The organism is Mycobacterium sp. smrl_JER01 (assembly GCF_048513595.2).
Taxonomy (GTDB): Bacteria; Actinomycetota; Actinomycetes; order Mycobacteriales; family Mycobacteriaceae; genus Mycobacterium.
This window is the reverse complement of sequence record NZ_JBLXXK020000001.1, coordinates 2,852,086-2,865,600: the sequence shown is the minus strand read 5'-3', so window position 1 is coordinate 2,865,600 and position 13,515 is coordinate 2,852,086. Positions and strand designations below refer to the sequence as shown.

Sequence of the window (13,515 nt, the reverse complement as noted above, 5' to 3'; positions counted from 1 at the left end):
GGCCTTGGTCTCCGATGCAGTCTTGGCGGGGCTCACCCAGATCACTCTAGGCACCCGGTGTGACAGCCGGCGCGGCCGTCGCCGCAATCACGGCGCGGGCCCGCAGGTTCAGCAGGCGAGCTGCCGGATTGGCGGCGTCGGCGCGCCAGGCCCACACCAACCGGCCCCGCAGCCGCGGTGTGATCCGCACCTCGTGCAGCCCGCCGCCGGCCACCATCGACTGCGGGACCAGCGCGACCCCCAGACCATGCCGGGCCAGCTGCACCAGCTCCTGCGGGCTGGTGGCCTCGAACGCGATCCGCGGCCGCAGCCCCGCGTCGGCGCACGCCTGGTCGAGTCGTGACCTCAGGCCGGTGCCGCGCGGCAGCGAGATCAACCTGAAGTCGCAAAGCTGTTGCAGCGTCAGAGTTTTCCGGTGCCTCAGCGGGTGCTCGGGGGCCACCGCCGCAGCCAGCGGTTCGTCGGTGATCACCTGGTAATCGAGCCCCGGCGGTTCCTCCTCGACACCGATCGACACGATGGCGGCATCGAGCCTGCCATCGGCCAACCCGGCCAGCAGCGCATCGGAGTTGTCGGTGCTCAGGGTGATCTCGACGCCGGGATGCTCGGTGTGAAAGTCGGCGATCAGCCGTGCCACGTCGACCGGGTGCAGCGTCACCGTGCCGACGGCGAGGGTGCCGCGCACCAGGTCGGCGACGTCGTCGACCGCCGCCTGTGCGGCCCGGACCGCGGCCAGCGCCGTCCGCGCGTGGGGCAGCAACGCCGCCCCGGCCTGGGTCAGCCGCACCTCCCGGCTGGTGCGGAGCAGCAGGGGCTGGCCGACCAGGTGTTCCAACCGGCGGATCTGTGCGCTGACGGCCGGCTGCGCCACGTGTTCGCGCTGGGCCCCCCCGGTGAAGCTGCCCTCTTCGACCACCGCGACCAAGTACTCCAGCTGGCGAAGCTCCATAACCGCTAATTATAGATTCAGCAACAAAGATCTATTGGACTTATACGTCGGACGCGGGCAGCGTGAACGGCATGAGCACATATGTGTTGGTCCCGGGGATGTGCCACGGCGCATGGTGTTTCGACGGTCTCGCGGCCTCGCTGCGCGCGCAGGGCCACCACGTGCTGGCGCTCACCCTGACCGGCGTGGCCGAGCGGTCCCACCTGCTGCCCGGCGCAGTCAACCTGGACACCCACCTCACCGACGTGCTCGCCGCGATCAGCGCCGACACCGCCGCCGGCGCGGATCTCGTCCTCGTCGGGCACAGCTACGGCGGCATGGTGATCACCGGTGTCGCCGACCGGATCCCCGATCAGGTGAACTCACTGGTGTTCATCGACGCGGTGGTGCCGCGCGCCGGCGAACGCTGCTGGGATCTGGTCGACGACGACGAGCGCGCCTGGTACGTCCGGGTCGACGACAGCGGGTTCGGAGTGCCGCCGTTGCCGTTCTTCGACCCGCGGGCGACGTCGCATCCGCTGGCGACCCTGCTGCAGCCGCTGCGACTGGCCGGTGACCTCAGCCGATTCCGCCGCCGAGTGTTCGTCTACGCGCGGGACTGGCCCGGACAGTCGCCGTTGCAGCCGTCCTACGACCGGGTGCGCGACGACCCCACCTGGATCTGCCGTGAACTCGACGGCAAGCACAACCTGATGCGCGACTGTCCCGAGGAGCTTCTCGCAATCCTGCTCGAGACCGTCCGGCACTGACCGCTCACCCCGCTCACCGGAACAAAACTGGAACACGTTTCAACTTTGCGCCCTGAACTCGGTACGCTGACCGCGTGTCAGCTTCCACGCAGCCTGCGATCGACGGGTGGTTCGCCATGGACGGGTCGGGCGATCCGTATTTGATCGGCGGTAAGTGTCACCGGTGCGGGACCTTCGTGTTCCCGCCCCGGGCCGACAACTGTCCCAACCCGGGCTGTGACGGCGACGAGCTGGCCCAGGTGCCGCTGTCTCGGCGCGGCCGGCTGTGGAGCTACACCGAAAACCGGTACGCCCCGCCACCTCCCTACCCGTCACCGGATCCGTTCGAGCCGTTCGCCGTGGCCGCGGTCGAACTCGCCGCCGAAGGCCTGATCGTGCTCGGCAAGGTCGTCGAGGGCACCCTGGCCGCCGATCTGGAGGTCGGCATGGAGATGGAACTGACCACCATGCCGCTGTATGTCGACGACGACGGCGTCGAGCGCATCGTCCACGCCTGGAGGATCCCCTCATGAGCCCTGCCACATCCCCCGAGTCGCTGCGCTCCAGCCCGCCGGAACCGGTCTACATCCTCGGTGCCGGTATGCACCCCTGGGGCAAATGGGGACGCGACTTCACCGAATACGGCGTCGTGGCCGCCCGCGCCGCCCTGGCCGAAGCCGGCCTGGACTGGCGCCGGATCCAACTCGTCGCCGGCGCAGACACCATCCGCAACGGCTACCCCGGCTTCGTCGCCGGCGCGACGTTCGCCCAGAAACTGGGCTGGAACGGCATCCCGATCACCTCCAGCTACGCCGCCTGCGCCTCCGGCTCCCAGGCCCTGCAGAGCGCCCGCGCCCACATCCTGGCCGGCCTGTGCGACGTCGCCCTGGTCATCGGCGCCGACACCACCCCCAAAGGCTTCTTCGCCCCCGTCGGCGGCGAACGCAAGAGCGATCCCGACTGGCAGCGCTTCCACCTCATCGGCGCAACCAACACCGTCTACTTCGCGATGCTGGCCCGCCGGCGCATGGACCTCTACGGCGCCACCGTCGAAGACTTCGCCACCGTGAAGGTCAAAAACGCCCGCCACGGCCTGGACAACCCCAACGCCCGCTACCGCAAAGAAGCCACCGTCGCCGACGTGCTGGCCTCCCCGGTCGTATCGGACCCGTTGCGGCTGCTCGACATCTGCGCCACCTCCGACGGCGCCGCCGCAGTGATCGTGGCGAGCAAAGCGTTCGCCGAGAAACACCTGGGTTCGGTCCAGGGAGTGCCCTCGGTGCGCGCGATCAGCCTGCAAACCCCGCAATACCCGCAGCATCTGCCCGAACTGCCCGACATCGCCACCGACTCCACCGCCGTGGTCCCCGCCCCCACCCGGGTGTTCAAAGACCAGATCCTCGACGCCGCTTATGCCGAAGCCGGCATCGGCCCCGAAGACCTGTCGCTGGCCGAGGTCTACGACCTGTCCACCGCCCTGGAACTCGACTGGTACGAACACCTCGGCCTATGCGCCAAGGGTGAAGCCGAACATCTGCTCCGCAGCGGAGCCACCACCATCGGCGGCCGCATCCCGGTCAACCCCTCCGGCGGGTTGGCCAGCTTCGGCGAAGCGATCCCCGCCCAAGCCATCGCCCAGGTCTGCGAACTCACCTGGCAACTCAAAGGCCAAGCCACCGGCCGCCAGGTCGACGGCGCCACCGTCGGCATCACCGCCAACCAAGGCCTCTTCGGCCACGGCTCCTCAGTCATCATCACCCGCTAAAGCAACCCCACCCCCCACCCCCCACCGCGAGCCTCCGCGAGCGTGCGTGTCTGCAGCCAACACGCCGCGGAAACCCCCGACAACACGCACGCTCACGGCTCAATGGAGCCATGGCTGAGGTGATCTCGGTGCGGGTCAAACCGGGCAGCAGCAAGGGTCCGCTGGTGGAAACCGGACCCGACGGCGTGCTGACCGTGTACGTCCGAGAGCGCGCAATCGAGGGAAAGGCCAACGCCGCGGTGATCCGGGTGCTCGCCGACCACTTCGGGGTGCCGCGCAGCGACGTCACGTTGACCGGCGGCGCGACCGCTCGACTCAAACGGTTCCGCATCGGCTGACACCGCCGTGAGCGTGCGGAAAATAGGGATTTTCACCGGCATGTCGCCCGCAGACACGCACGCTCGCGCCGGGGAAAGCCGGGGAGCGCCGGGGTCAGGCGACGCCGAGGTAAGCCGCGCGGATGCTGTCGTCCGCCAGCAGCTCTCGGGCATCGCCGGTCCGGGTGACCTCGCCGGTCTCCAGGATGTAGGCCCGGTCCGACCGGCTCAACGCCTGCTGCGCGTTCTGCTCGACCAACAGCACCGTGGTGCCGGTCGCGTTGATCTCCGCGATGATCTTGAAGATCTGCGAGATGACCATCGGTGCCAGCCCCATCGAGGGTTCATCGAGCAACAGCACCTTGGGCCGCGCCATCAGTGCACGCCCGATGGCCAACATCTGCTGCTCCCCACCGGAAAGCGTTCCGCCGAGCTGATTTCGACGTTCGGCCAGTCGCGGAAAAGTCTCCAGGACCCAGTCCAGGCGTTCCTGATGTTCCGCCTTGGACGCGAATTTGCGCCCATAGCAGCCCATTTCGAGGTTCTCGACGATCGTCATACCGGGAAACACGCCGCGACCCTCCGGCGCCTGGATCAGCCCGTCGGTCACCCGGCGGTGCGCCTTGACCCGGCTGATGTCCTGTCCGTCGAACCACACCGAGCCCGACGTCAGCGGCAGCAGACCCGAAATCGCGCGCATCATCGTGGTCTTACCCGCGCCGTTGGAGCCCAGCAGAGTGACCAGCTCACCGGCGTGCACCGTCAACGACACCGAGTGCAGGGCCCTGATCCGGCCGTAATGCACGACGATGTCGCGCACCTCCAGCAGCACCGGACGGGGATCAGGTGAGCTCATCGTCGGGCACTCCCAGGTAGGCGGCGATGACCTTCGGGTCCTCGCGGATCTCGGCGGGCAGGCCGTCTGCGATCTTACGGCCGAATTCCAGCACCACGATGCGGTCGGTCACACCCATCACCAGGCGCATGTCGTGTTCGATCAGCAGCACCGTGTAGCCGTCGTCGCGGATCTTGCGGATGAGGTCGATCAACGCCGACTTCTCGCTCGGGTTGAAGCCGGCGGCGGGCTCGTCGAGGCACAGCAGCTTGGGTTCGGTGGCCAGCGCCCGGGCGATCTCCAGTCGGCGCTGGTCACCATAGGACAGGTTCTTCGCCTTCTCCTCACCGCGATGCGCGATCCCGACGAAGTGCAGCAACGCAGCGGCCCGCTCGATCGCGGAACGCTCTTCGCGACGGTGCCGGGGCGACCGGATCAACGCACCGGGCACCGACGTCCGGTGCCGGGCGTCGGTACCCACCATCACGTTCTCCAGCGCTGTCATCTCGCCGAAAAGCCGGATGTTCTGGAATGTGCGAGCGATCCCGAGCCGGGTGATCTGGTGACGCTTGATCCGTCCGATGGTGGATCCGTCGAAGGTGACCGACCCGGAGGTGGGCCGGTAGACGCCGGTGATCGCGTTGAAGCAGGTGGTCTTGCCGGCACCGTTGGGGCCGATCAGGCCGAGGATCTCGCCTCGGCGGATGTTGAAGGTGACCGCGTCCAATGCCGTCAGACCGCCGAACTTGACGGTCAGATCCGTGGTCTGCAGCAGAACTTCGCCTTCGGCGGCCTCGATCTCACGATGCACCCCGGCGAGCTCGGCGACATTCTCCTCGAAGACACTCTCCTCGAAGACACTGTCCGCCTCGGGGCCGGCGCCGTGGTCAGGCGCGGTCATTTGGCCGGCTCCGTGTCGGTGGGCTGTGCGCGTAGCAGCTTGCGTGCGGCCCTGGCGTAGGTGAGCAGATGTTGACGCGCCGGGAACAAGCCCTGCGGCCGGAAGATCATCAATACCACCAGCGCCAACCCGAAGAAAAGGTACTTCAGATTGCCCATGTCGATACCCAGGAAGTGGACTCCGAGCAGGCGATTGGGCAGGTAGACGATGATGAACGCGCCGAGGATGACTCCGAGTTTGTTGCCCTGTCCGCCCAACACCACCGCACACAGGAACAGCATCGAGTTGATGATGTTGAACGTCGGCGGCGCAACGTACTGCACCTGCCCGGCGTACAGCGCGCCCGACAATCCGCCGATCGCCGCGCCGATGGTGAACGCCCACAGCTTGAACTTGAAAGCGTTGACGCCCATGACTTCCGCGGCGTCCTCGTCCTCGCGGACCGCGATCCAGGCGCGTCCGACCCGGCTGCGTTCCAAATTGCCGACAAGTAGCAGGATGCCCACGATCAGAACCAGCCCGAGCCAGAACCACCAGGTGCCGTAATTCGCGTCACCACTCGAATTCGCTACGGAGAACACCCCTTCGGGGTGTCGTTCGTCCTCGCGGAAGTGCGGGAACGCGACTTCGTTGAGTCCGCGCGGCCCGTTGGTGACATCAGCGAGATTGTCGGCCATCAGCCGGATGATCTCGCCGAACCCGAGCGTGACGATCGCGAGGTAGTCGCCGCGCAGCCGCAGCGTCGGGGTGCCCAGGATCAGTCCGCTCAGCGCGGTGACGGCCATCGCCAGCGGCACACATGCCAGCCACGCCCACGGCGTGGTCAGGATTCCCTTCGGGCTCATCTGGTTCCAGGGACTCTCGGGGCTGGTGAGCAGAGCAACGGTGTAGGCGCCCACCGCGTAGAACCCGACGTAACCCAGATCGAGCAAGCCGGCCTGCCCGACGACGACGTTGAGCCCGATCGCGATGATCGCCACCATCGCGAATTGCGCCATGGTGCCGCCGAAGCTGATGCCCGGGGTGTCAAGGAACGCCGGCGTGAACAGCGGGGACAAGGCGATGCCCGTGAACAGGACGACGCCGAAAACCCACTTCTGGGGCCGGGTGAGACCGTCCCACCAGTCCATCACTCGCGTCATACCCGTGCCTTCCCGAGGCTCTCGCCGAGTATCCCGGTCGGACGGACCAGCAGCACCAGCACCAGCAGGGCGAAGGCGACGACGTCGCGCCACTGGGTGCCGAACACCGCCTGCCCGTAGTTCTCCATGACACCCAGCAGCAGACCCCCGAGCAGGGCACCGCGCAGATTGCCGATGCCGCCGAGCACCGCCGCCGAGAATGCCTTGATACCCAACAGGAATCCCCCCGAATAGATGATCCCCTGCGGCACCTTCAGGGTGTACAGCAGCGCGGCCGCGCCGGCGAGCAGACCCCCGATGAGGAACGTCGTCATGATGATGCGCTCGCGGGAGACACCCATCAGCGTCGCGGTCGTCGGATCCTGTGCGACGGCACGTATGCCGCGGCCGAACTTGGTGCGGTTGATCGCGGTGTCGGTGAGCACGGCGAGCACCAGGGCGGCGGTGATGATGACGATGGTGACATTCGAGACGGCCACCCCGAGGAACTCGAACTGGGTCCTGGGCTGCACCAGCACAATGGGTTGTTGCGCGTTGGGCCCTCCGTAGCCGGGTATCAACTTCGGCAGGATGAACAGCACGAACTGCTGCAGCACGAAAGACATGCCGATCGCGGTGATCAGGAAGGTCAAGGCCCGCGCATTGCGTTTACGCAACGGCCGGTATGCGATGAACTCCAGGCCGACCGCCGCGCTCCCGGAAACCAGCATCGCGAACAGCATCGCGATGCCCAGGTACAGGATGGTCAGCGCGACGCCTTTGTTGTAGGCGTTGCCGCTGGGGGTGAAACCCAGGATGACGTCCAGCGCGAAATAGGCACCGAACATCCCCAGCATGAAGATCTCGGAGTGCGCGAAGTTGATCAACCGAAGTACACCGAACACCAGGGTGTAACCGACCGCGACCAGCGCGTAGATCGCGCCCCACGACAGACCGTCGATCGTCAACTGCCAGAAGCTGTCGACCAACGCTCCGACGTTGAAATTGATGTTTGCAGCCAGGTTCATCCGGCGGCGGGCTCCTCCCCGGTGACCGAAAGGTTTGTGCGACAACGACGAGGCGCGCCCGAACCGATGGTCGGACGCGCCTCGCGTCAGCGTCTACTGGACGTCGTAGATCCAGATGAGCGTCGTGGTCAACTCGCCCTCGGGTGTCCACTGGTACTCGCGCGCCACACCTTGACCCTGGTAGTTGCGCACGAAGTCGAGCAGCGCAGGCCGGGTGATCGCACCTGAGTCGATGCCCTTGAGCAGGATGGTGCCCAGGTCATAGCCCTCCGTGCTGTACGTGCCGGGCTCCTGGTTGAACTTCGCCCGGTACTCCTCGGCGAATTCACCGGTGGCCGGTCCGCACGGGCACGACAGCACCGCGCCCTTGGCCGACTCACCGGCCTGCTTGACGAATTCGGGGTCCTTGGTGCCGTCGGCGCTGACGAAGGTGCCCTCGAAGCCGCCGTCCTTGAGCTGCTGGACGAACGGCGCCGCTTCGGCGTAGTAGCCGCTGAAGAACACCGAATCGGGTGCAGCACCCTTGATCTGGGTGACGGCTGCCGAGAAGTCCTTGTCCCCCTTCTTGACCGAGATGTTGCACCCGGAGTCGGCGACCGGACCGAGTGTCTCGCGGACCACCTGGCCGAGCCCCAGTCCGTAGTCGGTGCTGTCGTCGACGACGCACACCTTTTGGTGACCGAGCGTGTTCTTCAGGTAGTTGGCAACCGACGGACCCTGCACCCCGTCGTTGGCCAGACCCCGGAAGAAGGTCCGCCAGCCGTTCTTCGACAGATCGACGTTGGTCGCCGACGCGGTCACCGCGACCAGACCTGCCTGATCGAAGACGCCGCCGGTGGCCTTGGTTTCACCGGAGAAGGCGGGCCCGACAAGGCCGATGGTGTATTGATCGTTGACGATCTGCGGGGCGATACCGGTGGCCTTCTGCGGGTCTCCCTCGGTGTCGAACGGGATGAGCTGCACCTGGCACCCGGGGTTCGCCTCGTTGTGCTTGTCGACGGCCAACTGCACACCGTTTTTGATGTTGATGCCGAGCGCCGCGTCGGGACCGTTGAGGGCGCCGGCCATGGCGATGGACACCGGTGGACAGGTGGCGTTGCCGTCGCCCGCCGGATCGGCGGGTGTGGCACCTTGGGCGGCGGCGACCTCAGCGCCGCTCTCGTCGATCTGGACCTTCTCCACGATGCTGAGGTTCGTCTGCGACGCCTCTTCTTCGGGCGTGCTCTGATTGCAACCGGCCAAAGCCAGCACAATCAGACCCGCGCTACCGACAGCAAATGCCTTGCGTGCCACGCGACCGCGCACGTCTCACCTCCGGTTCAGTGTTCTGCTCGACACCCCCGACCGGCCGGCGACCAACATGCGTCGACGCTGCGGCGGTGCTTCGCCGACGACCATAACTAACGGGCAGCCCCGGTGCGTGCTGTTGGAAAACGCGTCGCGCCGATAAACCGAGTGAACCGGCTGAACGGCCGCCACGGAAACGCAGTCTTAACCGGAGACGGCGCCTGCAGCCGCTATTTGTCGGCCTCGGGCGGGGTGTCGGCGGGTGGGTCGAGGGTTTCCAGGACCACCTCGGCCACCCGCTTCATCGTGGTGCGTCGGTCCATCGCCGCACGTTGGATCCACTTGAACGCTTCGGGTTCGGTCATCCCCTGCTTGGCCTGCAGCAAACCTTTCGCGCGTTCGACCAGTTTTCGGGTCTCCAAGCGGTCGGAGAGGTTGGCGACTTCCTTCTCCAACTCGGCGATCTCGCCGAACCGGCTCACCGCCACCTCGATGGCGGGAATGAGATCGGTGATGCTGAACGGCTTGACCAGATACGCCATCGCGCCGGCATCGCGTGCCCGCTCCACCAGTTCACGCTGGCTGAACGCGGTCAGGATCACAATCGGGGCGATCCGTTTGCTCGCGATCTCAGAGGCCGCGTCGATCCCGTCGCGCCGGGGCATCTTGACGTCCATGATCACCAGGTCCGGACGCAGCGACTCGGCCAGTTCGACGGCTTCCTGCCCGTCGCCGGCCTCACCGACGATCTCGTAACCCTCCTCGCGCAGCATCTCCGCCAGGTCGAGCCGGATGAGGGCTTCGTCCTCGGCGACGAGGACTCGGCGCGGTGTGGCGGCGGCGTCAGGCGATGACGCGGGAGCGGATGACATGGACAACATTGTGAACGGAACGGGTCGGATGAGCGAGTGCGGGGCCATCCTCTATGGTGGGAGGCCGCACACACGTGCGACGCCCTCGTATCCCAACTGGCAGAGGAAACGGATTCAAAACCCGTACAGTGTGAGTTCGAATCTCACCGAGGGCACCACTCCGGACCGTTGCGGCGCGCGACTCGTCCGACCGCCTTGCTCAGCCTTCTGAGCCAGCCGAGGCGCCCGAGCCACCCGAGGAGCCCGGGCCGCCCGACGAGTCGGAACCACCCGAGGAGCCCGATCCGGGTACGGAAGCCGAGCCGCCTGCCGATCCCGTGTCGGCGCCGTTGCTCGTGGGGGCCCCGACGGCGGCTGAACCCCGCTTGGTGCTCACACCATCGGTGTGTCCGGTGAAACGCTCGCTCCACCGCTTGACAGTGCGGGCGATCGGTCCGGTGCCGCGACCTTCGGATTGCCGGCCTTCGGCGATCTCCGCCGTGGCACGCTGGGATTCCACGTCGTCGGTGGGCTCCCCCTCGTCGGGTTCGACCGCGAGCGTGGACACCGACTGGTCGGTACGAAGCGTTGGCTGCCCGCCCGTGTCGAGCGGTACGGTGCCGGCGTCCTTCCCGGCGCTCTCGGTCTGAGGCGGCGGCACCTCCAGCGACTCGCCCGTTGCCTGGGTGGTGGCCGCACTCGGGACGCCGTCGGCCGACGCCGCGGCCGCCGGCAGCGGAAGGTCGACGATACCGTCGGTCCACTTCTTCTTTTCGAAGAAGCCGTTCCGCTTGTAGCCGGAGTCGATGATCGGCTTGAGGATCGCGCTCAGCTTGGCCAGCTGCGCCGGATCGGCGCCGGCCGCCAGCATCGGATGCAGCAGCGGCACTATCGGATCGGTGTAGGGGATGACGATCGTGGTGACCGTGCCGCCGGCGGTGTTCGTCTCCACCTTGTAGTGCATCGGACTGTTCGCGAAGTCGGTGTTGAACGCCGCGTTCACATGCAGCATCTTGGCGCCCTGGACGGCGTTGAGCACCGCGAGGATGTTGAACAGGTTGTCCGGCATATCGGCGATGCCGTCGTACTCCGCCGACACGAGCACCACGTCATACGGGGTGACCGGGAGATTGGGACGGTACCGAACCCCGGAGTAGAGGATGCGGCTCGGCGCACCGTAGATCATCACGTTCAGCTGATCCGGCGACGGCGGCGACGTCGCGTCGCTGGAGTTTTCCAGATCTGCACCCAGCCGACGCAGTGCCTCGATCACCGACGGTGCACCCTTGGAGACTCCACCGATGGTCAGCGGCGTACCCGATGTCGCCTGGTGCTCATAGACCGCGTTGTAGAGGTTGGTCGCCCCCGCGGGGATGGACACGGAGAAATCCGCGTCCCCGGGGAACGGAACACTGATCCGCTGATCGTAAGACGAGAAATAGCCTCCGAAGGCGGTCGCCATCTGCTCCTCGGTGAGCACGGCGTAGGAACCTTCCCCCCCGACGAGCAGAGCGGTGACGCCGTTCGTGCAGACCTGAGCGGGGGCGCATGATCCCCCGCCGCTCGGCGAAACGGCGGTATGAGCTGTGGGAGCAAATATCAGCGCACCGGCGAAGGAGACCCCCACCAGCCGAAGCGATCTCCCGCGAGCGAACTTCTTTCCGGAATGACGACCCACAGCCTTCCCCCCTTTTCGAGCCGAGAAACTTCACAACTCCCCCACAGAGTCCATTCTCAGCTATCCGATGCCGCCGATCGTAGCACCATAACTCTCCTGAACGGACAGATTTAGCAAAGCTCTGTCAGCGACTGCCGGGCGGATGGTGGGTCGGTTCACGGGGGTTACCGAGTCAGCGGTGCGGGCGCGGCTCCGGCGGCTGGAACGGGCAGCTGCGGTGAGGCCTTCGTTTCGGCAGGCTGACGCCGGGCACGGCGATAGTCTTTTTCCGTGCTGAACATGCGGCCGGTCTGCGTGCCTGAGGTAACCCTCGGCCGCGCCGCCTGGTCGCCCAGCAGGCACCGCTACGAGCGGGTGGCGCGTCGAGTTCGGGTGCTCGTGATCGCCAGCTGGATCGCGGCGGTGGTCTCGGCGGCGTTCGGTGTTTTCCAGCTCGCACTGGGCGGCTCGCTGTGGTGGCTTGGGGCGGTGAACCTCGGCTGCGCCGCGGTGTTCCTCGCGATCCCACGGTTGTGTCCACTCGGCGAACTCATCGCCCCGCTGACGTTCGTCACGTTCGCCTACGTCTCGGTGGGATTCATCTGTTTCACCATCGGCACCGGGTCGGGACTGCAGTTCTACTTCCTGGTGGCGGCCTCGCTGGTGGTCCTGGTCCTGGGAATCGAACGCATCGCCCTCGCTTCGGTCATCGCAGCCGTCGGCGTGGGCATCACCATCGCACTGGAGCTGACGGTCCCCAACGATCGCGGCCTCGGCCCGTCCTGGACGCTGACCGTCGGTTTCGTCAGCTCGATCGTGTCGTCGGCCGTGATGATCGTGGCGACGATCTGGTACACCCTGCGTGAGATCGAACGGGCCGAGACGGCCATGGAGACCGAGTACGAGCGCTCGGAACGGTTGCTGGGCAACATTCTTCCCGCGACGATCGCCGATCGACTCAAAGAACCCACCCGCACCGTGATCGCCGACAAGTACGACGATGCGTCAATCCTGTTCGCTGACATCGCCGGCTACACCAAACGCGCGAGCGACACCGCGCCCGCCGAACTCGTGCGGTTCCTGGACCTGCTCTACACCGACCTGGACGCACTCGTCGACCAGCACGGCCTGGAGAAGGTGAAGACCAGCGGTGACTCCTACATGGTCGTGAGCGGCGTGCCGACCCCACGCCCGGACCACGTCGAGGCCCTGGCCCGCCTGGCCCTCGACATGGCCGACGCGGTGGCCGATCTCAAAGATCCGCAGGGGCGCGACGTTCCGCTGCGCATCGGCATGGCCAGCGGACCCGTGGTCGCCGGCGTGGTCGGCGCCAAGAAGTTCTTCTACGACGTCTGGGGAGACGCGGTCAACGTCGCGTCCCGGATGGAGACCACCGACGTCGAAGGGCGAATCCAGGTGCCCGACAACGTATATCGCCGACTCCGGGATCAGTTCGTGCTCGAAGAGCGCGGTCTGGTCGAAGTCAGGGGCAAGGGCCCGATGCGCACCTGGTACCTGATCGGCCACCGGACCGGTGCGGTCACACCTTCCGGTTCTCCGACTTGAGCAGCCAGGCCGACTTCTCCAGACCCTCGATCAATTGGTGCAGGATGTCGGCGGTGCTGGGATCCGCGGCGTCGACGGTGTCGTGAACCGTCCTCAGCGTGTCCACGGCGGCGTAGATGCGTCCGGTGATTAGGTCGACGACATCCTCGGTGCTGCGCTCGAAGGCCGGGAACTCCGGCAGCGATGTGGTCGCCGCAACAGTGTCGGACCGTCCATCGGGAACAGCGTCGAGCGCGCGCATCCGCTCGGCGATGGTGTCACTGGCCTCACGGGCGAAATCGACCACCTCGTCGAGCTGCAGGTGCAGATCGCGGAAGTTGGTTCCGACGACGTTCCAGTGCGCCTGCTTGCCCTGCAGATGCAGTTCGATCAGGTCGACCAGTACCCGTTGGAGAGCGGTGCCGAGTTCGTCCGATGCCTGGTAGTGGGCCACTTCGGCCTCGGTCCTGCGTGCGTTTCCTTCGTTACCCATACTGACTACAATCCTTCCTTTTCTGGATTGAGTCCAGA

General features: G+C 66.4%; 14 protein-coding genes and 1 tRNA gene. 6 read left to right on the top strand and 9 right to left on the bottom strand.

The annotated features are described in order from the left end of the window. Positions 1–46: 46 nt before the first annotated feature. The gene (locus ACNUDN_RS13565) at positions 47–949 is read right to left on the bottom strand and encodes a LysR family transcriptional regulator (protein ID WP_419122425.1); all 903 of its coding nucleotides are present in this window, start codon (positions 947–949) and stop codon (positions 47–49) included. Between the two features lie 71 nt (positions 950–1,020). Here ACNUDN_RS13565 and ACNUDN_RS13560 point away from each other — a divergent pair, with 71 nt between their 5' ends. From ACNUDN_RS13560 to ACNUDN_RS13545, 4 genes are all read left to right on the top strand, one after another. Further along, positions 1,021–1,698 (top strand): alpha/beta fold hydrolase, encoded by a 678-nt coding sequence (locus tag ACNUDN_RS13560; RefSeq protein WP_419122424.1) that lies wholly within the window; start codon positions 1,021–1,023, stop codon positions 1,696–1,698. Positions 1,699–1,814: 116 nt separating this feature from the next. Next, positions 1,815–2,210 carry a Zn-ribbon domain-containing OB-fold protein gene (locus ACNUDN_RS13555; protein WP_419125156.1) on the top strand — a complete coding sequence of 132 codons (396 nt, stop codon included), beginning with the start codon at positions 1,815–1,817 and terminating at the stop codon, positions 2,208–2,210. 23 nt (positions 2,211–2,233) lie between these two features. Then, the gene (locus ACNUDN_RS13550; protein WP_419125155.1) at positions 2,234–3,442 is read left to right on the top strand and encodes a lipid-transfer protein; all 1,209 of its coding nucleotides are present in this window, start codon (positions 2,234–2,236) and stop codon (positions 3,440–3,442) included. A 110-nt stretch (positions 3,443–3,552) separates the two neighbouring features. Further along, the gene (locus ACNUDN_RS13545) at positions 3,553–3,780 is read left to right on the top strand and encodes a DUF167 domain-containing protein (RefSeq protein WP_419122423.1); all 228 of its coding nucleotides are present in this window, start codon (positions 3,553–3,555) and stop codon (positions 3,778–3,780) included. 94 nt (positions 3,781–3,874) lie between these two features. On the opposite strand, the gene ACNUDN_RS13540 is transcribed toward ACNUDN_RS13545, so the two are convergent. The 6 genes from ACNUDN_RS13540 to ACNUDN_RS13515 all read right to left on the bottom strand — a co-directional run bounded on the left by ACNUDN_RS13540 (position 3,875) and on the right by ACNUDN_RS13515 (position 9,803). Next, complete coding sequence (locus ACNUDN_RS13540) at positions 3,875–4,615, bottom strand: ABC transporter ATP-binding protein (protein WP_419122422.1); 741 nt, start codon at positions 4,613–4,615, stop codon at positions 3,875–3,877. Further along, on the bottom strand, positions 4,602–5,495 hold the full coding sequence (locus ACNUDN_RS13535) for an ABC transporter ATP-binding protein (RefSeq protein WP_419122421.1): 894 nt from the start codon (positions 5,493–5,495) through the stop codon (positions 4,602–4,604). Before ACNUDN_RS13535 ends, ACNUDN_RS13540 begins: the two co-directional genes overlap by 14 nt. After that, the gene (locus tag ACNUDN_RS13530; RefSeq protein ID WP_419122420.1) at positions 5,492–6,637 is read right to left on the bottom strand and encodes a branched-chain amino acid ABC transporter permease; all 1,146 of its coding nucleotides are present in this window, start codon (positions 6,635–6,637) and stop codon (positions 5,492–5,494) included. Before ACNUDN_RS13530 ends, ACNUDN_RS13535 begins: the two co-directional genes overlap by 4 nt. After that, complete coding sequence (locus tag ACNUDN_RS13525; protein ID WP_419122419.1) at positions 6,634–7,644, bottom strand: branched-chain amino acid ABC transporter permease; 1,011 nt, start codon at positions 7,642–7,644, stop codon at positions 6,634–6,636. The genes ACNUDN_RS13530 and ACNUDN_RS13525 overlap by 4 nt, the downstream gene beginning before the upstream one ends. Before the next feature lie 93 nt (positions 7,645–7,737). Then, entirely contained in the window at positions 7,738–8,949 is a 1,212-nt protein-coding gene (locus tag ACNUDN_RS13520; protein ID WP_419122418.1) for a branched-chain amino acid ABC transporter substrate-binding protein, read from the bottom strand. 212 nt (positions 8,950–9,161) lie between these two features. After that, the gene (locus tag ACNUDN_RS13515; RefSeq protein ID WP_419122417.1) at positions 9,162–9,803 is read right to left on the bottom strand and encodes an ANTAR domain-containing response regulator; all 642 of its coding nucleotides are present in this window, start codon (positions 9,801–9,803) and stop codon (positions 9,162–9,164) included. A gap of 81 nt (positions 9,804–9,884) precedes the next feature. Here ACNUDN_RS13515 and ACNUDN_RS13510 point away from each other — a divergent pair. Next, a tRNA-Leu gene (locus tag ACNUDN_RS13510) sits at positions 9,885–9,961 on the top strand. A gap of 41 nt (positions 9,962–10,002) precedes the next feature. Here the strand turns inward: ACNUDN_RS13510 and ACNUDN_RS13505 are convergent. After that, positions 10,003–11,262: a PE-PPE domain-containing protein gene (locus tag ACNUDN_RS13505; RefSeq protein ID WP_419122416.1), complete on the bottom strand. Its 1,260-nt coding sequence runs from the start codon at positions 11,260–11,262 to the stop codon at positions 10,003–10,005. A gap of 477 nt (positions 11,263–11,739) precedes the next feature. On the opposite strand from ACNUDN_RS13505, the gene ACNUDN_RS13500 reads away from it, so the two are divergent. Then, the gene (locus ACNUDN_RS13500) at positions 11,740–13,005 is read left to right on the top strand and encodes an adenylate/guanylate cyclase domain-containing protein (protein ID WP_419125154.1); all 1,266 of its coding nucleotides are present in this window, start codon (positions 11,740–11,742) and stop codon (positions 13,003–13,005) included. Here ACNUDN_RS13500 and ACNUDN_RS13495 read toward each other — a convergent pair. Beyond that, positions 12,980–13,477: a Dps family protein gene (locus ACNUDN_RS13495; RefSeq protein ID WP_419122415.1), complete on the bottom strand. Its 498-nt coding sequence runs from the start codon at positions 13,475–13,477 to the stop codon at positions 12,980–12,982. The two genes, ACNUDN_RS13500 and ACNUDN_RS13495, sit on opposite strands and share 26 nt — an antisense overlap. Positions 13,478–13,515 lie beyond the last annotated feature (38 nt).